24 protein-coding genes are annotated in these 24,367 nt (G+C 38.9%); 10 read left to right on the plus strand and 14 right to left on the minus strand.

What is annotated here, in order from left to right:
- Positions 1-783: hypothetical protein (locus LBH98_03825; protein ID MDR0303886.1), on the plus strand; the 783-nt coding region annotated here is incomplete at its 5' end.
- Here LBH98_03825 and rpe read toward each other — a convergent pair.
- The 8 genes from rpe to LBH98_03865 all read right to left on the minus strand — a co-directional run bounded on the left by rpe (position 776) and on the right by LBH98_03865 (position 11,423).
- Positions 776-1,453, minus strand: coding sequence for a ribulose-phosphate 3-epimerase (rpe, locus tag LBH98_03830; GenBank protein MDR0303887.1), 678 nt, complete (start codon positions 1,451-1,453; stop codon positions 776-778). The two genes, LBH98_03825 and rpe, sit on opposite strands and share 8 nt — an antisense overlap.
- Positions 1,454-2,053, minus strand: coding sequence for a nicotinate (nicotinamide) nucleotide adenylyltransferase (gene nadD / locus LBH98_03835; protein ID MDR0303888.1), 600 nt, complete (start codon positions 2,051-2,053; stop codon positions 1,454-1,456).
- Between the two features lies 1 nt (position 2,054).
- On the minus strand, positions 2,055-2,810 hold the full coding sequence (gene bamD / locus LBH98_03840) for an outer membrane protein assembly factor BamD (protein ID MDR0303889.1): 756 nt from the start codon (positions 2,808-2,810) through the stop codon (positions 2,055-2,057).
- Positions 2,807-6,634: a phosphoribosylformylglycinamidine synthase gene (locus LBH98_03845; protein MDR0303890.1), complete on the minus strand. Its 3,828-nt coding sequence runs from the start codon at positions 6,632-6,634 to the stop codon at positions 2,807-2,809. The genes bamD and LBH98_03845 overlap by 4 nt, the downstream gene beginning before the upstream one ends.
- Positions 6,635-6,746: 112 nt before the next feature.
- Positions 6,747-8,102, minus strand: coding sequence for a tRNA uridine-5-carboxymethylaminomethyl(34) synthesis GTPase MnmE (mnmE, locus tag LBH98_03850; GenBank protein MDR0303891.1), 1,356 nt, complete (start codon positions 8,100-8,102; stop codon positions 6,747-6,749).
- A 9-nt stretch (positions 8,103-8,111) separates the two neighbouring features.
- A complete protein-coding gene (locus LBH98_03855) occupies positions 8,112-9,890 on the minus strand; it encodes a hypothetical protein (protein MDR0303892.1) in 1,779 nt (592 codons plus the stop codon).
- 15 nt (positions 9,891-9,905) lie between these two features.
- The gene (locus LBH98_03860; protein MDR0303893.1) at positions 9,906-11,114 is read right to left on the minus strand and encodes a sodium ion-translocating decarboxylase subunit beta; all 1,209 of its coding nucleotides are present in this window, start codon (positions 11,112-11,114) and stop codon (positions 9,906-9,908) included.
- A gap of 9 nt (positions 11,115-11,123) precedes the next feature.
- Entirely contained in the window at positions 11,124-11,423 is a 300-nt protein-coding gene (locus LBH98_03865) for an OadG family protein (GenBank protein MDR0303894.1), read from the minus strand.
- 248 nt (positions 11,424-11,671) lie between these two features.
- Here LBH98_03865 and LBH98_03870 point away from each other — a divergent pair, with 248 nt between their 5' ends.
- The 9 genes from LBH98_03870 to LBH98_03910 all read left to right on the plus strand — a co-directional run bounded on the left by LBH98_03870 (position 11,672) and on the right by LBH98_03910 (position 19,052).
- Positions 11,672-11,923, plus strand: coding sequence for an Rpn family recombination-promoting nuclease/putative transposase (locus tag LBH98_03870; protein MDR0303895.1), 252 nt, complete (start codon positions 11,672-11,674; stop codon positions 11,921-11,923).
- Positions 11,924-12,129: 206 nt separating this feature from the next.
- The gene (gmd, locus tag LBH98_03875) at positions 12,130-13,254 is read left to right on the plus strand and encodes a GDP-mannose 4,6-dehydratase (protein MDR0303896.1); all 1,125 of its coding nucleotides are present in this window, start codon (positions 12,130-12,132) and stop codon (positions 13,252-13,254) included.
- A gap of 74 nt (positions 13,255-13,328) precedes the next feature.
- Entirely contained in the window at positions 13,329-14,198 is an 870-nt protein-coding gene (locus LBH98_03880; protein ID MDR0303897.1) for a decaprenyl-phosphate phosphoribosyltransferase, read from the plus strand.
- 8 nt (positions 14,199-14,206) lie between these two features.
- The gene (locus LBH98_03885; protein MDR0303898.1) at positions 14,207-14,377 is read left to right on the plus strand and encodes a hypothetical protein; all 171 of its coding nucleotides are present in this window, start codon (positions 14,207-14,209) and stop codon (positions 14,375-14,377) included.
- 95 nt (positions 14,378-14,472) lie between these two features.
- Positions 14,473-14,766 carry a hypothetical protein gene (locus LBH98_03890; GenBank protein MDR0303899.1) on the plus strand — a complete coding sequence of 98 codons (294 nt, stop codon included), beginning with the start codon at positions 14,473-14,475 and terminating at the stop codon, positions 14,764-14,766.
- Positions 14,767-14,951: 185 nt separating this feature from the next.
- On the plus strand, positions 14,952-17,102 hold the full coding sequence (locus tag LBH98_03895; GenBank protein MDR0303900.1) for a hypothetical protein: 2,151 nt from the start codon (positions 14,952-14,954) through the stop codon (positions 17,100-17,102).
- A gap of 268 nt (positions 17,103-17,370) precedes the next feature.
- Positions 17,371-17,952 carry a hypothetical protein gene (locus LBH98_03900; protein MDR0303901.1) on the plus strand — a complete coding sequence of 194 codons (582 nt, stop codon included), beginning with the start codon at positions 17,371-17,373 and terminating at the stop codon, positions 17,950-17,952.
- Positions 17,953-18,468 (plus strand): cob(I)yrinic acid a,c-diamide adenosyltransferase, encoded by a 516-nt coding sequence (locus tag LBH98_03905; GenBank protein ID MDR0303902.1) that lies wholly within the window; start codon positions 17,953-17,955, stop codon positions 18,466-18,468.
- A 2-nt stretch (positions 18,469-18,470) separates the two neighbouring features.
- Positions 18,471-19,052 carry a DUF2284 domain-containing protein gene (locus LBH98_03910; protein ID MDR0303903.1) on the plus strand — a complete coding sequence of 194 codons (582 nt, stop codon included), beginning with the start codon at positions 18,471-18,473 and terminating at the stop codon, positions 19,050-19,052.
- On the opposite strand, the gene LBH98_03915 is transcribed toward LBH98_03910, so the two are convergent.
- The 6 genes from LBH98_03915 to LBH98_03940 form a co-directional block, all read right to left on the minus strand.
- Positions 19,049-19,597, minus strand: a complete 549-nt coding sequence (locus LBH98_03915; GenBank protein MDR0303904.1) for a sigma-70 family RNA polymerase sigma factor — start codon at positions 19,595-19,597, stop codon at positions 19,049-19,051. The two genes, LBH98_03910 and LBH98_03915, sit on opposite strands and share 4 nt — an antisense overlap.
- 5 nt (positions 19,598-19,602) lie before the next feature.
- Positions 19,603-20,421, minus strand: coding sequence for an ABC transporter permease (locus LBH98_03920; GenBank protein MDR0303905.1), 819 nt, complete (start codon positions 20,419-20,421; stop codon positions 19,603-19,605).
- The gene (locus LBH98_03925; GenBank protein ID MDR0303906.1) at positions 20,418-21,365 is read right to left on the minus strand and encodes an ABC transporter ATP-binding protein; all 948 of its coding nucleotides are present in this window, start codon (positions 21,363-21,365) and stop codon (positions 20,418-20,420) included. The genes LBH98_03920 and LBH98_03925 overlap by 4 nt, the downstream gene beginning before the upstream one ends.
- Entirely contained in the window at positions 21,358-21,798 is a 441-nt protein-coding gene (locus LBH98_03930; GenBank protein MDR0303907.1) for a hypothetical protein, read from the minus strand. The genes LBH98_03925 and LBH98_03930 overlap by 8 nt, the downstream gene beginning before the upstream one ends.
- A 102-nt stretch (positions 21,799-21,900) precedes the next feature.
- The gene (queA, locus tag LBH98_03935) at positions 21,901-22,926 is read right to left on the minus strand and encodes a tRNA preQ1(34) S-adenosylmethionine ribosyltransferase-isomerase QueA (GenBank protein MDR0303908.1); all 1,026 of its coding nucleotides are present in this window, start codon (positions 22,924-22,926) and stop codon (positions 21,901-21,903) included.
- A 189-nt stretch (positions 22,927-23,115) separates the two neighbouring features.
- Complete coding sequence (locus LBH98_03940) at positions 23,116-23,997, minus strand: ORF6N domain-containing protein (protein ID MDR0303909.1); 882 nt, start codon at positions 23,995-23,997, stop codon at positions 23,116-23,118.
- Positions 23,998-24,367 lie beyond the last annotated feature (370 nt).

Consider the following 24,367-nt stretch of genomic DNA (forward strand, 5'->3'; position numbering starts at 1 on the left):
AATTACTGCGGTTATCCTAATACTACAGGATTAAAAAGCATTGATTACAGAATTACCGACAATGTTTGCGAGCCTGACGATGCGCAAAATTATCATAGTGAAAAATTATTCAAAATGGATGAATGTTTTCTATGTTATTCGGTTTTTGGAAAACAGTTGTCAAACTTTTCGCTTAAAAATTTGCAAAATCGTCCGATTGTTTTCGGTTCGTTCAATAATTTATCTAAAATGACTAAAAAAACGATTGAACTTTGGTGTAAAGTAACTCTTTCCGTTCCTGATTCTAAACTGGTAATAAAAGACAGAAAGTTTAATGATCCGGAAACTAAAGCGATTACACTCTCAAGATTTGCTGAAAACGGGCTTTGCGCCGACAGAATAACGATTTTAGAATATAGTTTAAACCAAGGCGAACATTTAGAGCAGTACAACAAGATAGATATTGCGCTTGATTCGTTTCCTTATAACGGGACGACGACAACTTGTGATTCGCTTTATATGGGAGTTCCCGTTATAACGATTTTGGGCGACAGACATGTTTCACGAGTAAGCGCAAGTTTATTGAACGCAGTAGGTCTTGACGAATTGATTGCAAAAGACGAAGAGGATTTTGTGAAAATAGCCGCAGATTTGGCAGGAAACCCTGAAAGACTTACGGAAATCAAGAAGAATTTACGTGAAAATATGATAAAGTCGCCTTTGATGGATAAAAAATCTTTTACAGAAAGATGGCAAAACGCGATTTTGGAAATGATAGATGAAGTAAAAAAGGAAATTATCTGATTTTTTCAATCAGCTCACGATAATTTTTATTTTCTCCGAAAATATAACTTCCTGCGACAAGAGCGTCCGCTCCGTTGCTCCAACAAATTTTTGCGGTTTCTTCATTTACTCCGCCGTCTATTTCTATAATAAAATCAAAATTTTTATTTTTGCGTATTTCAACTAAATCTTGAACTTTGCGCATAGTCTCAATGATAAATTTTTGTCCTCCGAATCCCGCATAAACCGACATTATGAGAACCAAATCAATTTTATGTAAATAGTTGGTGAAAAGTGAAATCGGCTTGTCTGGGTTAACGCATATACCAACTTTTTTATTGAATGATTTTATTTTTTCTATCGTTTGGTTAAGGTCTTTGCAGGCATCGGCATGAATTGTTATGTAATCGCTTTTTGCTTCTGCAAAACGTTCTATATAACGAATAGGTTCGTTTATCATCAAATGCGTATCTACAGGAACATTTTTACTGTTTTGCATGTTAAAATTCTTGACTATTTCCGATGCCGCAGACACAATCATTGTCCCGAAACTAATATTCGGCACGAAAATTCCGTCCATTACGTCACAATGAATCCAATCCGCTCCTGCGTTGAGGACTTTTTTAATATCATCTTCAAGATTTTTGAAATCCGCCGATAAAATGGACGGAGATATGATTTTTTTATTCACTTAGTTTTTTGCCTCGTATAAATTGTTTTCTTTGATGAATCTACATACATTTTTATCAAGCAAATATCGGCAGGATTTGTTTTGTTTTAGCCGTTTTCTTATTTGAGTGGAACTTATTCCCCAATTTGGACCTTCAAAAAATACTACTCTTTCATGTGGTATTATAAATGGGATTTCAATTGAAAAATTTGGTCTTTCGCAAACTGCAAGTTTAACTTTTTGTATTAGTTCCGACCATCTGTGCCATTGAACGAATTGCGGTAAATTGTCGCTTCCTATGCAGAAATACCATTCGTCAGCCGAAAATTCAACAGAGAGTCTCTCGACGGTGTTTATTGTGTATGAAGGAGTCGGTATTTTCAATTCTTTTTCCCACAATTCAAATGAATTGTTGTCGGTTATCGCTTCCTTTATCATGAAGCATCTCTGTTTGTCGGTGACATCGTGAGAAATTTCTTTCAGTGGATTTACGTATGCGGGAATAAACAAAACCAAATCTAAATTTAATTCTTCGACAGCCATTTGCGCAATAGCGGTATGTCCTGTATGAATAGGGTTAAAACTTCCTCCGAGTATTCCTATTTTGGAATATCTCCGCATGTCACTTGACTCCGGTTTTATCTTTGGATATTATTTTCTTTCGTAAAGATTCCGTGTCGTTTTTGAATAAATTGTCCCTTTCAAGTATCTCAATCTGGTCTAACGCCTCGGCTAATCTGTTCGCTGCAACTAAATTTTTAGCAAGTTTAAGCTGCATTTCAGGTAAACGGTTGCTTTGACGATAATCTTCTATAATTGATTGATAATAAATTACAGCCGATTCGTATTTGTTTGTAATTTCATAATATTCGGCGTTCAAAATTTCTTTTTCCAACAGTTTTTCTGAAATTGTGTCTAAATAAATTCTGGCGCTGTCGCTCAATTCGCTTTTTGGATATGCTGAAACGAACGATGAAAACTCTCGTTCCGCTCTCAATAAAAGCCTGTTATCACGCTGGATAATCGGCGCAGATTTGAAACTGCAGTATGCGATGGCGTAATATGCATCTTCAATAAACTCAGAATGCGGATAATCTTCTATTATCGTTCTAAATTCCGTACGCGCGTCTTCGTATTTCTTGCATTTCATATAAGAATTTCCCAAAAGGTAATACAATGAATCGGGAGAATCCAATTGGGCGCCACACTCGTTTTTAACTATGGAAAGCAGATTTATTGTTCTGGAATACTTTTTATTGTTAAATGTTTCAATACCCGAATTAAAACGCGCTTCACAACGAATTTCTTTACTTTTGCGTTTGGCGAAAGACGGAATAAAAAGAAAAAAACATATCATAATCGCTGTGATTTTTTTCATTTGAAATACCTCACTCCGCTTTCAAATATTTTTTGGTTTTTATTACCGTGAATATTTATGCCGACATATTTTCCTATTCTTTCGCTGTGTCCCATTTTTCCCAAGATTTTTCCGTTAGGCGATGTAATTCCCTCAATAGCCCATACGGAACCGTTAGGGTTGAAAGGAATTTTATTTGTCGCTTCGTTTGTTTCAGGGTCAACATATTGGGTTGCGATTTGTCCGTTTTCTTGAAGCGTTTTTAACCATTTTTCATTAGCGGTGAATCTTCCTTCGCCGTGTGAAACCGCGATAGTATGAATATCGCCTACAGAAACTCCGGCAAACCAGGGAGAAAGTACGGATGATATTCGTGTGTTAACCATTTGTGATACGTGCCTGTCAATATAGTTATAAGTAAGAGTAGGGGAGTCTTCTTCAAACGGACGGATTTCGCCGTAAGGCAAAAGTCCCAATTTTATCAATGCCTGAAACCCATTGCAAATGCCCAAAATAAGTCCGTCACGATTATTTATCAGTTCCATAACTGCATCGACGATTGCGGGATTTCTAAAATAGCTTGCGATGAATTTTCCAGAACCGTCGGGTTCGTCACAAGCGGAAAAACCGCCCGGTATCATTATTATTTGCGAATTTTTAATGTATTTTACGGATTGTTCCACCGATTTTACAATATTTTCCTGTGTCAAGTTATTGATAATTTGTGTTGTCGGCATGGCGCCTGCAATTGTGAATTGTCTTACGGAGTCATATTCGCAGTTTGTTCCGGGAAAAACAGGTATATAAACTCTCGGCGAAGCGTCCGGCATACTTGATTTTACGGATTTTGGTTTAAAATCACTATAGACGGTAGGAGCGTAAGACGGTTCTTTTGCGTTTGTTCTGAACACCGATTCAAGCGGTTTTTCCCATGAATCTTTAATTTCTTTAAGTGAGATATTAACCGTGCGCCATTTTTCATCGGTCATGATAATGTTCGGTTCTTCAATCGTTTTTCCAAGATAAACCGCATCGTTTAAACCGTCCGGTTCTTTAACGCATTCCAAAATAATTTCTCCGTAATTGCTTGCAAACCAATCAAGTTCATCATAAGCGGCGGTAATTTCTACTCCTATTTGGTTGCCGAAAGCCATTTTACAAAGTGCAGTAATTGTTCCGCCTTTTCCAACCGTATGAGCCGAGACCACAACTTTTTTCTTTATTAATTCCGTAATTTTGGAATAATAATTTCGAAGTTTATCAAAATCAGGTAAACTGTCGTAGGCGACTTTCTCCGCTACCATTCCGGATTTATCAGGCAGACGTAAAAGATAAATTTCATTTCCGATAGCTTTGAGCTCGGGCGATATGACATTTTCCGCCAAGACCGGCGCAACAGCGAATGCTACAAATGTCGGCGGAACGCTTATTTCTCCAAATGTTCCGCTCATTGAATCCTTTCCACCTATAGCGGGAATTTTTAATTCCAGTTGAATAAGTAAAGCTCCTAGCAGTGCGGCAAGCGGTTTCCCCCATTTTATAGGGTCTTTCATCATTTTTTCGTAGTACTCTTGAAAAGTTAATTTGGCTTCGGTATAATCACCGCCGGCGGCTACAATTTTGGCAAGCGCGTCAATAATAGCGAATGCGGCTCCGTGAAAAGGCGACCAAGTGGAAACATCCGGATCAAATCCGTAGCTCATAATCGTAGCGGTTTTTACTTCTCCGTTCAAAACAGGAAGTTTTGCCGCCATAACCTGCGCCGGAGTTGACATTGTTTTTCCACCGAATGGATGAAGTATGCTTGCGGCTCCGACAGTAGAATCAAAATGCTCTATTAATCCGCGTTGAGAACAAACATTCAAATTTTCAAAGGTTGAAAGTATTCTGTCTTTTACGGGGATAGAATCCAAAACAATATTGAAAGGAGTCCAAAATCCTCCGTCTCGTCTGGTTTCGATTTTAGGAGATATTGATGAGGCTTCGACTTCTTGGTGAACGCCATTCGTGTCAATGAATTCGCGGCTGATATTTAATATTGTATTATCTCTGTAAGTCATTTTAAGGCGCGGTTTGCCTGTAATTACGGCTACTTTTACGGCGGTTAAATTTTCTTCGTTTGCAAAACGGACAACTTCTTCAAAATCGGACGGATTTATACATATCGCCATCCTTTCTTGCGATTCCGATATCGCCAATTCCGTTCCGTCGAGCCCCTCGTATTTTCTTGGAATTGCATCCAGGTCAATAGTAAGTCCCGGAGCCATTTCTCCTATTGCGACCGCCGCACCGCCGGCTCCGAAATCGTTGCAAGACTTTATAATTCGCGAGAAATTTGGATTTCTGAATAAACGTTGAATTTTTCTTTCTGTCGGCGCGTTTCCTTTTTGAACTTCTGCGCCGGACGTTTCAATTGATTTTTCCGTATGAGGTTTGGACGAACCAGTTGCGCCGCCGCATCCGTCTCGTCCGGTTTTTCCGCCTATTAATACTATAATATCTTTAATTTCCGGTTTTCCTCTGTAAACGTTTTCTTTTGGAGCCGCCGCGATAACCGCCCCGATTTCTAAACGTTTAGCTACGTAATTTTCGTGATATATTTCATTAACAAATCCTGTTGCAAGTCCTATTTGATTTCCGTATGACGAATATCCGCGAGCCGCTTCAAGCGTAATTTTGCGTTGAGGAAGTTTCCCTTTTATTGTTTCCTCTATCGATTTCCTCGGGTCGGCCGCACCGGTTATTCGCATCGCTTGATAGACGAAAGAACGTCCTGAAAGAGGATCTCGTATGCAACCGCCAAGGCATGTAGCCGCTCCGCCGAAAGGTTCTACCTCTGTAGGATGATTGTGAGTTTCGTTTTTGAACATAATAAGCCATGGCTCTTTATGACCGTCTTCAAATTCCGCCTCGACTTCAATGGAACACGCATTAACTTCGTCGGATTCCTCTACATTTTTTACCAAATTATTTTTTTTAAGGTATTTGTATCCTATTGTAGCCACATCCATAAGCGACTGTGGATTTGCATTAACGTCATCGCCGTGAACTTCTTCTCGAAGTGAAATATAGTTCCTGTAAACGTTTCTTATTGTGCTTCCGTATTTTTTTGCATCTGTTCCGCCGCCTACTGCGACGGAAGTAAATTTTGTTTTGAATGTCGTATGTCTGCAATGGTCTGACCAATAAGTATCAAGAACCTTTATTTCTGTGATTGTCGGATCTCTGTCTTCTGTATTTTTAAAATAATTTTGGATCAGCGTCAAATCGTCTTTACTCATGGCAAGTCCGCGTTCAATTCTGAATTCTTCTATTTCTTCCGGTTTTTTGTGAATAAAATTTTCAATAATTTCAATATCTCCGACGGCTTCTATTTTCGGCGTGAGAGTTGCTGGTTTTCTTTGATGAGCTATTTGAGAATCAATAGGATTTAATAAATATTCTTTAATTTGATGTATTTCTTTGGTAGTAAGTTCTCCTTTTAAGAGATAAATTTCGGCGCAACGGACAGTCGGTATTTCTCCGTGCGTTAACAGTTGAACGGCTTGCGCGGCAAAATCCGCTCTTTGGTCGTACTGCCCCGGAAGATATTCTATAACAAGAGGAGTTTCATCTTCATCCATCGGATAAACTTCTTCGTAAATAATATCGGTCGGCGGTTCATAAAAAACAGTCGATTTAGCGTTATCGATGTCATCTTTTTTTAAACCTTCTATGTCATATCTAGTTATTATACGTATGCCTTTTAACGTATTGATCTTAATATAATTTTTTATTTCTTCAAAAAGAGCTGTTGATTTTACTGCAAATTCTTGTTTTTTTTCCACGAGCAATCTTGTAACCACGTAATTCTCCATTTCGCTAAATTAACAAGTTTCAGGGGGAAAATATCATTTGTCTAAACAAAACTGCTGAAAATTTTAAGAGATAGGCGATTTTACTGTGATTTTACGCGCTTTATTTTCCTATGCAAAAAGAATCGAATATTTTGTTGATTATTTCATCCGGCGCTAAAAAACCGTAAATTTCGTTAAGTGTTTTAAGAGTTTCGCGAATATTTTCCGCAACTATTTCAATATTTTGCGAAACGTCTGTAAAATTCATAATTTCAAGCATATTTTTAATAATCTCCGCCTCTCTTTGACTTGTTAAAAAAGTGTTGTAGCTTTTCTCAGGGAGTTTTTTTTCAATTTGCGATGTTAACGACGACACGACGTTTTGAATGCCGAAATTTTGCAATGCCGAAATTTTTAAATATTCTATGTTGTTTTTTTTTAAAAATTCAATTTGTTTATCATTTTGTAAAAGATCGGTTTTGTTCAAAATCGCTATTAAGATAGGTATATTTTTAATCAATTCATAGTCATTTTTAAATTCAGAATCGTCAGGACTAATCACCCACAACGCCGCAAGCGCTTTTTCAATTTCTTTTTTTGTTCTTTTTATTCCCTCGTTTTCAATTTCATCGTCGCTTTTACTAAATCCTGCGGTATCAAATAATCTTATAACAATGTCGTTAAAAGAAATCGTTTCAGTGATTATATCCCTTGTAGTTCCGGCTTTTTCACTTACAATTACCCGATTTTCGTTGAACAGACAATTAAAAAGCGAACTTTTTCCGGCATTTGTTCGACCGACAAGTACTACCGGAATGCCGTTTTTGATTTTTTTTAATTGTGTGTATTTTTCTTTTTGGATTGAAATTTTTTGAGAAACGTCCGTCAGAATTTCTTTAATTTTTTCGCGGTTGTCAGATTCTTGTTTTAAATCGTCGGTTTCCCAAAATTCGATTTCGCTTTCGATTTCGACAAGAATGTTTTGTAATTTGTTTTTAATTTCATCAAAAAATTCGCGTCCTTCTCCGTTGTATAGCGCCATTGCGTTTTTGTGAGAATAATAATCTTTCGCCGAAATTACCGCGTTTATAGCTTCCGCTTTATGCAAGTCGATTTTACCGTTCAAAAACGCTCGTTTTGTGAAATCGCCTTTACCTGCCGCTACAGCGCCAAGTTCAATCATTCGTTTGATTATCCGCTCAACCGTGATTTGTCCGCCGTGGCAAAAAATTTCTATTACGTTTTCGCCGGTAAATGATTTCGGTGCAAAAAATACCGCCGCCATAACGTCGTCAATTATTTCGTTGTTTTTACCGGCAAGTGTGAATCGCTTTATATGCGAATGTTTAAAATCAAAGTTTTCGTAATTTTTTATTGATTTTGAAAAAATCTCAACCGCATTGCCGCCGCTCATTCGGATAACTGCGACCGCTCCCGTTCCTTGAGCCGACGACAATGCGACAATCGTTTTATTCATTAAAACCGACTAACCGATTTCCGCCAAAATATCGCCTTCTTGAACCATGTCTCCGACTTTAACGAAAATATCCTGAACCGTTCCGCCGGTTTCAACCAGAATCTCGTTTTCCATTTTCATCATTTCTACAATGAGCAAACAGTCGCCGGCAGACAAAACATCACCCTTTTGAGCGGCCATTTTGAAGATTTTACCTGGCATCGGCGATTTAATCGGCATACCTTTTCCTATGTGTACGACGGGTTCTTTTTCAATTCCAGAAACAATCTCGGTTTGATACTCTTTACCGTCAACAATGGTTCTATCGCCCGCTATTTTAACCGCGTATTTTCTACCGTTTAGAGTAACGGTGTATTCACCGTTGCCGGAAGCCGTAGCGGATTTGGAACCTTTGCGAATACCCAATTCGCCTTTTCCTTGCAGAAACGCTACGCCTTTTTCTTTACACGCTGAAACGATGAATATATTTTCGTCGGTAATCGGTAAATTTTCCGCCTCAAGAATTTTTCTCGCCGCTTCAACGCCTTTGCTTTCATCCGAATCGTTTAATTCTATAACCGTTTTTGTCGTAGGCTGCAAATTAAGTTTTTCCGAAGCTATTTTTACGATTTCAGGATCCGGAGCGACCGGAGTTTTTCCAAAATATCCCAAAACCATTTTCCCGTAACCGTCGGCGATTTTTTCCCATGGCTGCGACATTGTGTTGTTGAACGCTTGTTGAACATAGAATTGCGAAACAGGAGTTACGCTGGTTCCAAAACCGCCTTTTTCAACCACTTCCGTCATATTTTCAATCATCTCCTGATATTTATTCATAAGATTGTTGTCGCGAAGCATTTGAGTGTTCGCCGTCAAAGCCCCGCCGGGCATAGGCGACCATGGAATAAGCGGTTCCACCGATAACGCTTCGGGCGGAAGGAAGTATTCTTTAAGACATTCTTTAAGACATTCTTCAACTTTACGGACTCTATCCGGGTCAATATCAATTTCGTAATCGCCGCCGTGCAACGCGTTCCACATAACCAAAATATCGGGAGAACTTGTTCCGCCGCTGACTGGAGCAAGCGACAAGTCTATAAAATCCGCACCCGCTTTTATCGCCGCTTTGTTTGCTATAACGCTCAATCCTGCGGTTTCGTGTGTATGAAAATGAATGGCGGCGCTTGACGGAATCAGTTTTTTTGTTTCTTTTACGACATCAAATACGATATTTGGAGCGGTTGTGCCGGAAGCGTCTTTGAAAGCGATTGAGTCAAAAGGAATTTCCGCTTTTAGAATATCTTTTACGACTTTTACATAAAATTCCGCATTATGTGCATTCCCGCGGCAGTGCGGCGGCAACCCCATCATAGTTACGGTAACCTGATGCTTAAGCCCTGCGTCAACAATCGCTTTTGCGCTCGGAATTAAGTTGTTCAAATCATTAAGCGCGTCAAAATTGCGAATCGTCGTTACTCCGTGCTTCTTAAAAAGCTTTGCATGAAGATTTATTATATCTGTCGGCTGTGATTCCAATCCTACGACATTTACTCCGCGCGATAAACTTTGCAGGTTTGCGTCAGGACCGGCCGCTTTGCGGATAGTGTCCATTGCAGTAAATCCATCTTCTTGACAATAAAAATAAGCCGACTGGAACAACGCTCCGCCCGCCGTTTCCAAATAAATAATTCCGGCATTAACTGCGGCGGTAATCGCTTCAAGATAATCTTCGCTTCTTACTCTCGCGCCGTAAACGGATTGTAACCCGTCGCGAAACGCCGTACACATAAAACCGATTTTTTTAGCCATATATTAACTCCTTTTTTACATTGCCAAAATGGACCATAAATAACCAGCCGCAATCGCAGAACCGATAACTCCTGCAACATTCGGAGCCATTGCGTGCATCAGCAAGTGATTGTTTTTGTCTTCTTTGTGACCTTCGTGTTGCACGACGCGCGCCGAATCCGGCACCGCCGATACGCCTGCCGCTCCAATTAACGGATTTATTTTGTCTCCGTCTTTAAGAAACAAATTCATTAATTTTGCGCCTATAACTCCCGAAGCCGTAGCGAAAATGAATGAAAACGCGCCTAGTGCAAAAATTTCAACCGATTGCGGTTTCAAAAACACGTGAGCTGCCGTAGAAGCGCCTACAGAAATTCCAAGAAGCGCTGTGCAAGTATCCAAAACTGCGTTTCTCGCCGTCTCCGCCAATCTTTCGGTTACTCCGGATTCTTTAAGCAGATTTCCAAACATCAGCATCCCTACCAAAACAAGAGAACCAGGAACAATTATAGCGCAAACCAGAAATACGATAATGGGAAATATGATTCTTTCTCGTTTGGATACGGGACGAGAAGGTTTCATTCTTATTAAACGTTCTTTTTTTGTCGTGAGCAATCTCATTACCGGCGGCTGAATTACCGGAACGAGCGCCATATACGAATATGCCGCTATAGCGACGGGACCAATCAAATGAGGCGCGAGATTTGAACACAAAAATATTGAAGTCGGTCCGTCGGCGCCGCCGATAATTCCGATGCTTCCCGCTTCTTGAGGAGTGAATCCCAAAGCTAAAGCGCCGATTAAAGTAGCGAATATTCCAAATTGCGCCGCTCCGCCCAACAATATAAGTTTCGGATTTGAAAGCATAGTAGAGAAGTCGGTTAACGCTCCGATTCCAAAGAAAATGAGCGGGGGAAATATCCCGTTTCTTACGGCGTAATAAAAATAAGAAAACACGCTGGCGTTGTTGTTAAGAAATATATTTTGGTCGCCGTAAGCCTGATTCGCTCCGTTTGCAACCACTCCGGTGTCGTAAACGCCAAGCTGCATTCCGGGAGTGATGGGAATATTTCCCAAGATTATACCGAAACCTATAGGAACCAGTAAAAGCGGTTCATAATTTTTGGAAATGCCCAAATATATGAAAATTATACCTATCGTCATCATGACAAGGTGACCGGAAGTTAAACCGTAAACGCCGGTCGATTTCAAGAATCCGAAAATATTTTGAAAAAGTATATCCATTTTTCGCCCTCATTTCCCGCTGTTGTGTGTATTGTGAAAAGCGACGGCGACAACCGCCGCGACCGCTTCGACAGGCGAGGAATTATCGCTTGTCGGTTTTTTAATTTCTTCCCCGGAATTGTCGGGGAAATATCTGTTCAATACAATGAGGATTCTTGGGAGAAATGCGATTATGAATGCAATTATTACCAAACAAAAAATAACCACAAACATTCCGATACCAGTCGCAAGCCAACCGTTTACATAACCTGATTCTCCGATTGGAGCGGAGACTCTTGCAATGTCGAATGAAAATGAAAAACCGTCCATAATAAGCCAACCCTTTTTCTTGAGAAATACTTTTTTGACAAAGGTAAAATATGTTTTGTGCAAAGTCAAATTGTGTAGATTTTCTGTTTTTTTAATTTTTTCAAATGTAGATATTTTTTAAACGGCATTCTCTGAATTAAGGTTAAACAAGATGTTTCTCGAAAAAACGGCAAACTGCGAAAAACTTAAAAACATTTTACTTTTCACTCTCAACAATAAATTATATTTTAAAAAAATAAGGAGAAAGTATGCCAAAATATTTAGACCCGAAAAACGATTTACTGTTCAAGAAAATATTCGGCGAACACAAAAATTTGTGTATCAGTTTACTCAATTCTTTGTTGAAATTTGAAGATAACGAACAAATAGATTGGATAGAATACGATACTAACGAGCTTATTCCTCAAATACCCGCCCTTAAGGACGCTATCGTCGATGTTCGCTGCAAAGACAAGAACAGGACGTCAGTTTATACTTGCTCAGCCGGTATATTCTCTTAATTTGGCTAACGAAATATTTGAAGAAAGTCCGGAGATGAAAAATGTTTATTATCATCGGTACAAGATAGTGAATATAGAAAATACAGATAAGCGGATAAAAGATTTTCAAACTTACCGGCTTGCCTGTCGAAGAAATAAAAAATCTATAGCATTTATACTGTAGCTTATTATTTTCAGCGATAAAAATATTGAAAGGAATAAAAAATATGTCGGGAAAAGTGGCGTTAATTACCGGGATTACCGGACAAGACGGGTCTTATCTTGCGGAATTTCTTCTTGAAAAGGGATACGAGGTACACGGAATAAAAAGAAGGTCGTCATCGTTCAACACGCAACGTATAGACCATATTTATGAGGATTTACACAGCGAAAATAAAAGATTTATTTTGCATTACGGCGATTTATCCGATTCGTCGAATTTGACGCGCATTATTCAGCAAACCCAACCCGACGAGGTCTATAATTTGGGAGCGCAGTCGCACGTGGCGGTTAGTTTTGAAAGTCCGGAATATACCGCCGATGTGGATGCGTTGGGCGTTTTGCGGATTTTGGAAGCGATTCGCCTGCTTGGACTCGAAAAAAAGACGCGGTTTTATCAAGCGTCAACTTCCGAACTTTTTGGCTTAGTGCAAGAAATTCCGCAAAAGGAAACGACGCCGTTTTATCCGCGTTCGCCTTATGCGGTCGCAAAACTTTACGGTTATTGGATTACGGTGAATTATCGTGAAAGTTACGGTATGTACGCCTGCAACGGAATTTTATTCAATCACGAATCGCCGCGTCGGGGTGAAACGTTCGTCACCAGAAAAATCACTCGGGGGCTTGCCAATATTGCGCAAGGTTTGGAAAAATGTTTATATATGGGAAATTTGAATTCTCTGCGGGACTGGGGACACGCCAAAGATTACGTCCGCATGCAGTGGCTTATGCTTCAACAAGAAAAACCGGAAGATTTTGTTATAGCGACGGGTGTTCAGTATTCTGTTCGTCAATTTATCGACTGGTCTGCAAAAGAACTCGGCATTAACATCAGATTTGAAAACGAAGGCGCGGACGAAATAGGAATTATTGAAAAAATATCCGGTAATAACGCTCCGGCGCTTAAATCAGGCGATGTCATTGTTCGCGTTGACCGAAAATATTTCAGGCCGGCCGAAGTGGAAACGCTTTTGGGAGATCCGTCCAAAGCGAAAGAAAAATTAGGTTGGACGCCGGTAATTACCGTTCAAGATATGTGCGCCGAAATGGTTCGGGAAGATTTGAAAGCGGCAAAGATGACTGCGTTGCTTAAAAAACACGGATACGAATTGCCGGTATCCGTGGAAAGTTAGGCTGCAAACATAGGATTGTGTATATAAGCGAACATTAAGTTTGGACGTTTTGGGTATGAAGGAGAAGATTGATAATGAATATAATAAAACTTCTGCGTATAGAACACTGGACAAAAAACTTATTCATCTTTTTACCTGTATTCTTCGGCGGACAATTGCTGAATATTTCCATATTACCGCTATGTATATTTGCTTTTTTTGCATTTTCTTTTGCGGCGAGTTCCGTTTATTGTTTTAATGATATTTACGATATCGAAACCGATAAATCACATCCATCAAAATGTAAAAGACCTGTTGCTTCTGGACAAATTTCAAAGAAAACGGCTTATGCGGTAATGGTTTTTTGTTTTTTGTTGTCTATGTTTATTTCTTTTATATTTTGTGAAAAGACAGTATTGTTTATTCTGTTTTATTGTTTAATGAATATCGTCTATAGTTTGAAATTAAAACAATATGCCATTATTGACGTGGTGATTATTTCGGTCGGTTTTGTGTTGAGAGTTTTGGTCGGCTCAGTTGCAAGCGAAATCGGAGCGTCGGACTGGATTATAATAATGACGTTTCTGCTGTCGCTTTTTATTGCGTTTGCCAAACGGCGCGACGATGTGGTTTTATATAAAAACACGGGAGTTCATCATCGCGAAAACACCAGCCGTTATAATTTGGAATTTATGAATCAGGTAATATCAATAATTGCCGCGATTACCATGGTGGCTTATATAATGTATACGCTTTCGCCTAATGTGATTGAGCGTTTTGGCTGTCAATATCTTTACTTTACCGCGATTTTTGTTTTGATGGGAATAATTCGCTATTTGCAGGTGACAACGGTGGATTTAAAAAGTGGAAATCCGACAAAAATTTTACTGCGTGACAGGTTTATACAGTGTTGTATTATAGGGTGGATTGTAACGTTTTATATCATTATTTATTTTAGGAAATAGGAGAAAAAATGAATCTTTTATTAATTTTCTCAAGTATTTTGCTTAATTCGGCGGCTCAACTTTTAATACGTAAAGGAATGCTGACTGTCGGAAGTATTTCAAGCTCCAACGCATTACAATCGCTTGTTTCTATGACGACAAATTTACATTTATGGGCGGCGATGTTGTCAATGAAATGATAGAGGAAAATAACAGGAAATATTCGGCTGAAAATGTATCGTTTTGTGTAAATTGTATATAATTGTCTTATTTAATATTTATCAAAGGAGTAGGTATGTTATTAGATTCAAGAGTCATAACAATATCAGGTGCAGCAATAACGCACCATAACGGCGGTTCAGGCGGCACATTCATTGGACGAGTAAACAGAACCGATACAGATGCTTTTTGGAGCAATACTGCAATATATACTGCAAGTATAACATCTGGTGGTGGAAATGGTTGGAACATTGTTAATCCTGGTTGCGTGACTAAAGGATTGGGTGCATTTGATATAATTTTAACGAACAATGGCTCCTCGTCATCGACGTTTACCGGGACGATTAGAGTACTCAAATATGAGCCGTAATTATGAGAGAAAAAAGGAGAATGTAAAAGAGACTGTACCAAAATTTGTGTAAATTTTCAAAACCATACAGTGTTTGAAAAATACAGGGATGCATTACTATCTATCTTTTAGTGAAAACTCTCGAATAATTAAATTAAAAGAAACAGAGAAAATGATACAGAAGAAAAAAATCTATGGGAGAAATTGTGGAACATTTTGAGATTATAAAATTTATTGCAAGTTTTAATAGCGTAGCGGCTGCGGTCGTTGTTATTTTTGCGATATGCGGAGGATTTGTTATTCTCGGCAAATTTTTAGGTTTGGACGTTTTTAAGCGATCGGATGTTTTTCGGGCATTTTGCGTTGCGGCGGTTGTCGCGCTTGCCGCCGAAGCGACGTTTTTCAATTTTCAATATTATTTGAAATTTTTTGCCGGTCCGGAACTTTACACTATGGATGTTGCGAAAGATAATCCAAATGTTTGGCGAACTTCCGACAAAACTTTGGCTGAAATATCAAATACGGACAGAGCGTTTGAGGTAACGTTTAAAAACCTTGACAGAAAAATTACTTCTTTATATACCGATTTGAATTACATTAATTCGGATATGGCGCAAATAACAGTCAAATGGTCGGACAAAGAAGGTTCCCATGAATTTAAGAAAATATTTTACAAAGGTTTGCCGTATGATAATTATACGCCGTTTCAGTCTCTTGGAAATGTATCGCGGCTTTCGATAGCGTTCAACGGATCCGTCAGTATCGCACAAATCGCTATAAATAAACAGATACCGTTTTATTTCAGCGGTCTTCGGCTTCTCGTCTTTTCGTTTTTACTGTTTGCGGCTTTTATGTTAATAAACAAAAATCTTCGCGTAAAAACGGCTTATTATTTATTTAGTCTCAAGTTTAATCCTTCCGATTTAAAACAAAATTTGATTTATGCGTTTTTTGTCGTTTTGTTGATAATCTTTTCATGGATATGTCTTTATACCACGACATTTACAAAATCGGCATTAGGGCATCCTCCCCATCAGAAGTACAACAAATATTTGGTCGATGCGTTTCTAAAAGGAAGAACATGGCTTGATTACGGCGATCCGAAGAAATTGCTTGAAGCGGAGGATATATACAATAATCAATGGCGAGCCGCTAATTTACAAGTGAATGTCGATTGGATGTGGGATTGGGAGTGGTATAAAGGAAAATATTATTCATATAACGGTCCTGTTCCTGCAGCGATTCTTTATGTTCCGTACAAAATGATTACAGGAAATTATTTGTCAAATCATGCGGGAATATTTCTGTTTTCAGCCGCGGCTATTATTTTATTGGCGATGCTTTGGCGGTTTTGCGTAAAAAAATACATGCCGGATTCTAAATTTTCTTTTTACTTGATTTCGTTTTTAACGCTGTTTTTTGCGAGCGGATTATTTTCGGTTTTGAATTTTCCGCGTTTTTATTCAATAGTTCAGGCGGCGGGGTTTATGTTTATCACAGCCGGAATCTTGTTATTGCTTAAATCGGTTGACGGCGAAAAAATAAAATATTTCAAATTGTTTTTTGCATGTCTGTGTCTTGCGCTGGTTGTCGGCTGTCGTCCGAATTTAGTTTTCGTATCGCTTCTTGTTCCGGTTGTTTTGTGGAGATACAAATCGTGGAAATTGTTTGCGTTTATTATGATTCCGTATATGATGGTCGCAATTCCGTTGTGTATGTATAATTATGCGCGTTTTGACTCTATTTTTCAATTCGGGCAAAAATATTGCTTAACCAATACTAACCTGACGGCAACCGGTTTATTAAATCCGATAGGTTTATTTTTCAGATGGCTTGTGTCTTTTATAATCAATATTTTCGGCACAAATCAATATTCGTTGATTTTCCCTTACGTCGAAACGTTCCCGCGAACTTCCGGCGATACCATACTGGGATTTCTGTTGCCCGGCGAAGCGTACTCCGGAATAATCAATTTTCCGATAGTATTTTGTTTGTTTTATCTTTTCAAAAACAAAATTAAGGAATTTAATATGTTATCGGCGTTTTTAATCATTGCCGCAAGCATAATCGCCGTCAGTTCGTTTACTCAATTGAACGGATATTCTGTAAGATATGTTTTGGATTTTGCCGCTTTTATAATTTTACCGTCTCTATTTTGCGCTTATTATTGGACAAGCGACACAAAAAGCGCACTGTCCGAAAATGTACGTTTGAAGGTAGTATATGTCGCGCTTTCGATAAGCGTATTTGTCGGTTTATGCCTTTTTGTGACAGGCGGATTAAACCATACGCAACTTCGCGATCCGGCGTTATACCGTTATCTTGAGTATTCGCTTAGTATTATAAGGCGGTTCTAAAGTTTACCGCCATTAGCCGCATTAGAAATAGTATTTCACATATGTTTTTATGTTTAACTAATCTTGAACATGTTTCTTATATAAGTTCCCGTTTTAGTATTTCTTGACATGGCGTAAAGGGATTTATTATATTTACGTAATCCTTTCGGGAGAATCTTGTTAAAATCAAGAGCGGTTGCGTTTTTGCGACGGTAAAGCCCAAACCGGAAAACCTGATTGGACGCAAAGCGTCATAAGACGTTTTGCAACAATGTTTTGAGGTAGAACTATGTCATCTTTACAAAAATTAAACCTGCGTTTCGGCGTGATTACGTTGATGATTTTTTTGGCGGCTATAAGCAGGATTATACCGCATCCGCATAACTTTGCGCCAATCGGCGGCATGGCTCTTTTTGGGGCGGCTTATTTCACAAAACATCGCTGGGCGTTCATCATTCCAATTATATCTATGTGGATAAGCGATTTGGCGTTGAACAATGTCGTTTACGGGCGGTATTTTGACGGTTTTGTCTGGTTTTACGCAGGTTCGTTTTTTACTTACGCAGCTTTTGCGCTCATAGTAGTGTTTGGTGTGTTTACACTTAAAAAAGTGCGTACGCCGAACATTATTGTTTCGGCTTTGGGGGCTTCGGTAATATTTTTTATCGTATCAAATTTCGGCGTTTGGTTTTCGGGAACTATGTATCCAAAAGATTTAGGCGGATTGTTAACATGTTTTGCGGCGGGAATACCGTTTTTCGGCAATACGGTTTTTGGCGATTTGGTTTACAGTGCGATATTGTTCGGATTGTTTGAATTAAGTACGCGCCGTTTTCCGCAGTTACGGTCGCAGCCTGTCATAAAGCAATGAATGAACGGCTATATTCAGGTATATACCGGTAACGGAAAAGGCAAAACGACTGCGGCTTTAGGGGCGGCGTTGCGCGCCGTTGGAGCTGGTATGAAGGTGTTTATAGCGCAATTTGTCAAGGGGCGTGAATACTGCGAAATATTTGCAGCTCGTAACTTCCTGCCTGCCGTAACGATTAAGCAATACGGATTGGACTTCTTTATAACACACGTTCCGACGCAAGCCGATGTTGATATTGCCGTTAAGGGATTAAAAGAAATATCAAAAATTATATTATCTAACGAATACGATATGGTTATATTGGACGAAGCGAATATAGCCGTTTACTATAATCTTTTTACTTCGACACAACTCATATCCATATTGAAAAACAAACCCGAAACGCTTGAAATAATCATTACCGGACGCTACGCTTGTCCCGAAATATTAGAAATTGCGGACTTGGTAACCGAGATGAAAGAAGTGAAGCATTATTATACGCAAGGCGTTAAGGCGCGTAAAGGAATAGAGTGTTAACTATGGAATATTCGCTGAGCGGCATTACGGCGGAAATCGATGTCGATAAATATATCCTAAATTATCACACCCCTGACGCTTTTATAGAATATTGCAAACAATGTAATCGTTACGGCGCTTGCTGGGCGTGTCCGCCTTTTGATTTTGATGTGGACGTGTATTTGAGGAATTACAAAAGCGTGCGCATAATTGGAACAAAAATAACTTTAAGCGATGCGCTTATTAACGAGTGTGCGGAATTAGAGCGATGCAAAAATGTTTCATATAGAATTATCGGGGAAGTAAGGCGTGATTTGGATAATAAATTACTTGCTCTTGAGCGGCGGTATCCGAACAGCCGCGCTTTTTTTGCCGGAAGTTGTCGGTTTTGCAAGCGGGAAAAATGTATGCGTATTTCCAAAAAGCCGTGTTTATATCCCGATAAAATTCGTCCGTCGCTTGAGTCTTTAGGTTTTGACGTAGCTAAAACATCGTTACAGTTATTAAAGTGCGAGCTAAAATGGGGAAGTAAAGAGCGTCTGCCGGAGTATTTTGTTTTGGTAAGCGGATTTTTTATGAATAATCTGACCGGTAGATCGTCCTAAAAATCCATAACGTCGTTATACAATTCTTCTAATCTTTTTCGCAAAAACTTTATAGCGTAATGCTTGCGCGAAAGAACAGTATTAATCGGAGTCTTAGTTTCCTGTGAAACCTCTTTTACGGAAAAATCCAGTAATTCGGTCAATTCAAAAACTTCACGTTGTTCCTTTGGCAGTTCGGCGATAGCCGCCTGTATCTCTTCAAGAATCACGGCGCGAAGCATTTCAGTCTCGGGGGTTGCTTCTTCACCATAGATAAAATCCGCGATCTCTTCAAAAATGTATTCATCGTCTTCGCTGTAATATACAGGAAACGATACTTCTTTCTTTTTTCTTTGTCGGTCGATTATTTTGTTGCTTGCGGCTCGATACAGCCAAGCCGCGGCATTGTCTATCGGATTGACCTCGTCGTCTGCCTGCATAAAATTGAAAAACACCTCCAACAAGATGTCCTGCGCATCTTCAAAACTATCGACACGCCGACGAATGAAGTTCAAAAGCCGCTCTTTTGTATCCGAAAAAACTTGCGCCGCGGTTTTCTTAGACACTTATCTTACCTGTTTTTTTCACTTTGGGCAAAGAAATACGTGCCGAGCATAAGACAAACGACCGTCAACAAAAGTATCGCGGCAAAATTTACCATCGGATTAAACATTACCACACTGTAATACTCAGGACTTCCTCTGTAAACCACCGCCCGCACAAGGTCTATGCAGTATGTCATCGGCATAAGTCTGTTCAAAATCAAAAGCGCCCCCGACGAATTATTAATCGGTATAACCGCTCCCGACAAAAACATCTGCGGCATAGTTATAAGCATAACGGCGAAATTAGCCGTTCTCTTGCTTTTTACAAGCCCGATTACAAGCATCGACATCGCTCCGCCGCAAAGACATATAAGCGGAGACAGTACAAGAATAAGCGCTAACTTTTCCAAAGGTAACGTTATGCCCATGCAAAATCCGACGAGCAATGTACCGCTCATACTTAATATTGCCGCAAACGCTGAACCCAAAATCTTTCCTATGATAAGGGAATAACGAGAAACCGGCGCTACAAGCATCTCTTGATTAAAATTAGTTTCACGGTCGTCCACAAGCGATGCCATACCGGTTGTCGTAACCATAAAAAGCATATTAACCAACATTCCAACCAGCATAAAACTTCCGAACCTGAAATCAAGTCCGCCCGCCATGTTTTGCATAAGATTACCGCCTATCATCCCCATTAATATAACAGGATACATAAGACTCATCACTATGGAACCCACAGATTTAAAGAATATCGTAATCTCTCTCGCCGTAACGGTAACTATTGTGTTCAGTTCACGAAATATCCGCGTTGCGTTTCCCGCCAAAATAACTTCACTCATGCGGCAGCCTCCTTGGAATTAGTCAAAAACTCAACGTAGGCGTCTTCAAGCGACGGTTCGTGCGTCTTCAAAACCGTAAGTTTCGTAGTAAGCGAAGAAATTATCTCCTGCGCCGACTTTACACATTGAACAATTATTTGCCCGTTCGCCGTAAACGGCAATCCCAGAGCCGTAAGTTCGGCTGTCAATGCCGTTCTGTCGTCGGCATCCAAATATAATTCGCGCTTAAGCAACCTGTTTTTTAATTGCGACGGCGAGCAGCAAGCCGAAATCCGCCCCTTGTTTATCAAGCATACCGTATCTACATTTTCCGCTTCGTCTATATAATGCGTTGTCAAAAACACTGTCGTTCCGTAGCGTTTGCGGGTATCGTTTATGTATTCCCACAACGAACGGCGGCTCACCGCGTCAAGTCCTTGTGTAGGCTCGTCCAGAAAAAGCACGTCCGGAGTATGTATAAGACTTCTTATAATTTCTAATTTTCTCTGCATTCCACCCGAAAGTTTTTTTATCGGCTTAAACAGAACGTCCTGTATTCCCACTATTTCGGCAAGGTCGGTCAATCTTTTTCTATATTCCGCAGGCATCGACTTAAAAGCCGGACGATACCCATACATTCCATACAGACATGCATGAAAGCGAATATTCTGTTCCGCCGACAATTGCGGGTCAAGGCTTGGCTGCTGAAAAATAATTCCCACCTTTTCTCGAACGTTGCGCGCCTGTTTTTCTATGTCGAAGCCTGCAATCTTAACTTCTCCCGAAGTTTTCGACAGCGTGGTGGTCAGGATTGAAATCGTTGTCGTTTTTCCTGCGCCGTTTGCGCCCAAAAAAGCAAAGAACTCTCCTTTTCCCACAGAAAAACTTATGTCGTTTACTGCCGCTTTGTCGGCGTTTTTATAGCGTTTAACAAGGTTTTTTACCGATACGACAGTATTATTCATTTCCGCTCTCCACTTTTTCACCGTTTATTTGTTTGTTTCTTTTTTCGTTGTCTGTTGTGGATTGTTTCGTTTCCCTTTCATCGTTTGAATAACCGTGAAAGCCCGAAAATTTTTCGCGGAATCTAAAAAAATCCTTTTCTTTTTTGATGAATTCCATACGTTCGTCTTCGTTCATGTTTATCCATCTTTCCCGTAACTTATTGCCATGCTTGCCTATCTGATGGATAGCATAGCTTTGCCCGCCGCCAATACCTCCAAAAAGAAGCCGAACAAGTATAAGCAGTCCTACCGCTTGCGGATAATTAATCTGCGGCGATACAAAAATCTTCGGCATAAGCGCGTTCCACAAAAGCATTACCGCCGCGCCGAACGCCGCGCACATAACAAGCATTGCCAAAACGCCTGCAAACTTGAATTTAATAAAATCTCTCATAGATTTATCCTCCTCTACTATAATAGACGAATGAATCTGGAAAATATTTTACGATAGTTGAAATTATTTTATATATTTTAACGATTCAAAGATTTTTCGTTTTCATTCCAGAAACATAGCGTCGCCGTAACTGAAAAATCTGTAATTCCGCGAAACGGCGATTTGGTATGCGTTCAAAACCTTTTCTCTGTCGTAAAACGCCGAAACAAGCATAATAAGCGTGGATTGCGGAAGATGAAAATTGGTAATTAAACCTGAAATTACGCCGAATTTATACGGAGACAATATCATAATCTTCGTAGAATTATGTCCGCTTTTTATTTTTTTCCCGTCAAACGCGCTTTCAAGTGCGCGAACAACCGTCGTTCCTACGGCGATAATTCGATTTTTATGTAAAAGCGCGTCATTGAGCGTGTCGGCTGTATCTTGTGCAATAAAATATTCTTCGGAATGCATATTATGTTCCAAAGGATTGTCCGTTTTTACAGGACGAAACGTTCCGATTCCGACTTTTAACGTTAAAAAATGCAACTTTACACCCTTTTTGCGAATATTTTCCAAAAGTTCTTCGGTGAAATGAAGTCCGGCGGTAGGTGCGGCGAGAGCGCCTAGTTCTTTTGCGTAAATCGTTTGATAATCGGAATTATCTTGATTGTCGGCTCTTCTGTTCATATAAGGCGGGAGAGGAATTTCGCCGTATTCGTCAAGAATTTCAAAAATATTTTCTGTAAATCTTACTATTTTTGCGCCGTCCTCTGCGTTTTCAATTATTTCAAAGATTACATTTTCATTCTTTTCTAAGAATAATTTGCAGCCTGTTTTGAGGCGTTTGGCGGGTTTTGCAATTATCTGCGCCGAAAAATTGTCGAAGATCTTAACGAATAGAAATTCTACTTTCGCTTTCGTGTCCTGCTTTATTGCAAACAGTCGGCATTGTAAAACTTTTGTGTCGTTGAAAACCAAAATATCGTCTTTTTGTAAAAAATCGACAATTTCGTAAAACTTTTTGTGATAAATTTCTTCGGATTTTCTGTTTATACACATCAATTTCGCGTCGTCGCGTTTTTCAAGCGGTCGTTTTGCTATTAAATCGTTTGGAAGTTCGTAAAAAAAATCGTTAGTTTTCATTTAATTTTTTCGATTATATATCGCGCCGATTCTAATGCGTTATTCATGTAACGCACGGCTTCTTCATATTCTTTACTCAAAAAGATATTTCGCTCATGAATTGTCATTGAACCTCCCAAGTCCATATGTAATATACTACGTTTTTACAAGAATGTCATAAATAAAGATGACTTTATAAATTTTGTTCGTTTATATTCCCTTAATTTTTTCAATCAAATCGAATCCGTCTAATTCCATTTTTGAAAAAGCGAACCATTTTTTCCCCAAGTCTTTCAAACTTGCTCCTAAAAGATAAATATCCTTACCGTCAATAATTAAAAATCTGTCATGGCAAAGATTAAATATTTTTGCTTCGATAAACGGATATTGCTCGTTAAATTTCTCGACGTCTAATTCCAATTGTTTTGATATATCTTTTGTCAGCAATGTAACTTTTACGTTATCGGATTTTTTACCGAGTATAGTCAAAACGGATTCGTCGATATAATTATCTATCAAAATAATAGACATCTTTGCGGATTTGATAATTTTATTCGCCAAAAGATAAGCGTCAAAAATTTGTCCGTCAAAGAATATTCCACATTTTGGAATAAGTTCTCTGTTTTCTAAGGCGTCAAATATTTTGTCTATTTTATGATCTGTTTCTATTTGTTTTTGTTCGACGCTTTCAATTCTTTGAATAAGCCCGATATTTTTGGAAATCAGTTTTCGCATAGTTACGAAAGTTTCCATTATTCTAACGCTTACTGTGATGGCGGTAGAGCTGTGAAGAACTGCGGAAAGCATAGAAACGCCTTGTTCTGTAAATGCAAAAGGCGGTCGCCTCAATCCCATCTTGTCTTCGTTGGAAATCACAATTTGTGATTTCCAATCGGCAAACTCGCTATAATTTAATTGAAACATAAACGATGAAGGAAATCTTTCAATGTTTCGCTTAACGGCTTGGTTTATTATTCGTGTTTCCACACCGTACAACTCCGCTAAATCTCTATCAAGCATAACCTGTAAGTCGCGAATTGTAAAAATTCTTGATTCTATTTCGTTCGTAAGTAAAGTTACGGAATTTGACATTTATATTTCCTCATATATTCCCTTAATTTTTTCAATGTAACTTTTACGTTATCGGATTTTTTACCGAGTATAGTCAAAACGGATTCGTCGATATAATTATCATCTACTTTAATTTGTTTGTTATGTATAAATATACTATAAGTTTTACAAAAAGTCAATAAATTATAAGTAGAGTTAGCCGGTAGTATTACGTCCGATCTATAAAAAGCGACAAGACAAAATTAAGTATAATCTAATAACGTTAACTTTCTATTAATCCGTAACTTTTCCATGTTTTACGTAACATTTTGAAAAAATCCGCTAATAAGTTGATTTTTTTCAAAAAATGCAAATTTCCTTGTTACGTAATTACGGCATATATTATATTACA

Source organism: Chitinispirillales bacterium, from assembly GCA_031254455.1.
In the GTDB taxonomy this organism is placed as follows: domain Bacteria; phylum Fibrobacterota; class Chitinivibrionia; order Chitinivibrionales; family Chitinivibrionaceae; genus WRFX01.

Coding starts and splice junctions, on each gene's coding strand:
- nadD (MDR0303888.1), bottom strand. CDS start 2,053: ATGCGGAGATATTCCAAAATAGGAATACTCGGAGGAAGTTTTAACCCT.
- bamD (MDR0303889.1), bottom strand. CDS start 2,810: ATGAAAAAAATCACAGCGATTATGATATGTTTTTTTCTTTTTATTCCG.
- mnmE (MDR0303891.1), bottom strand. CDS start 8,102: ATGAATAAAACGATTGTCGCATTGTCGTCGGCTCAAGGAACGGGAGCG.
- LBH98_03855 (MDR0303892.1), bottom strand. CDS start 9,890: ATGGCTAAAAAAATCGGTTTTATGTGTACGGCGTTTCGCGACGGGTTA.
- LBH98_03860 (MDR0303893.1), bottom strand. CDS start 11,114: ATGGATATACTTTTTCAAAATATTTTCGGATTCTTGAAATCGACCGGC.
- LBH98_03865 (MDR0303894.1), bottom strand. CDS start 11,423: ATGGACGGTTTTTCATTTTCATTCGACATTGCAAGAGTCTCCGCTCCA.
- LBH98_03870 (MDR0303895.1), top strand. CDS start 11,672: ATGCCAAAATATTTAGACCCGAAAAACGATTTACTGTTCAAGAAAATA.
- gmd (MDR0303896.1), top strand. CDS start 12,130: ATGTCGGGAAAAGTGGCGTTAATTACCGGGATTACCGGACAAGACGGG.
- LBH98_03880 (MDR0303897.1), top strand. CDS start 13,329: ATGAATATAATAAAACTTCTGCGTATAGAACACTGGACAAAAAACTTA.
- LBH98_03885 (MDR0303898.1), top strand. CDS start 14,207: ATGAATCTTTTATTAATTTTCTCAAGTATTTTGCTTAATTCGGCGGCT.
- LBH98_03890 (MDR0303899.1), top strand. CDS start 14,473: ATGTTATTAGATTCAAGAGTCATAACAATATCAGGTGCAGCAATAACG.
- LBH98_03900 (MDR0303901.1), top strand. CDS start 17,371: ATGTCATCTTTACAAAAATTAAACCTGCGTTTCGGCGTGATTACGTTG.
- LBH98_03905 (MDR0303902.1), top strand. CDS start 17,953: ATGAACGGCTATATTCAGGTATATACCGGTAACGGAAAAGGCAAAACG.
- LBH98_03910 (MDR0303903.1), top strand. CDS start 18,471: ATGGAATATTCGCTGAGCGGCATTACGGCGGAAATCGATGTCGATAAA.
- LBH98_03920 (MDR0303905.1), bottom strand. CDS start 20,421: ATGAGTGAAGTTATTTTGGCGGGAAACGCAACGCGGATATTTCGTGAA.
- LBH98_03925 (MDR0303906.1), bottom strand. CDS start 21,365: ATGAATAATACTGTCGTATCGGTAAAAAACCTTGTTAAACGCTATAAA.
- LBH98_03930 (MDR0303907.1), bottom strand. CDS start 21,798: ATGAGAGATTTTATTAAATTCAAGTTTGCAGGCGTTTTGGCAATGCTT.
- queA (MDR0303908.1), bottom strand. CDS start 22,926: ATGAAAACTAACGATTTTTTTTACGAACTTCCAAACGATTTAATAGCA.
- LBH98_03940 (MDR0303909.1), bottom strand. CDS start 23,997: ATGTCAAATTCCGTAACTTTACTTACGAACGAAATAGAATCAAGAATT.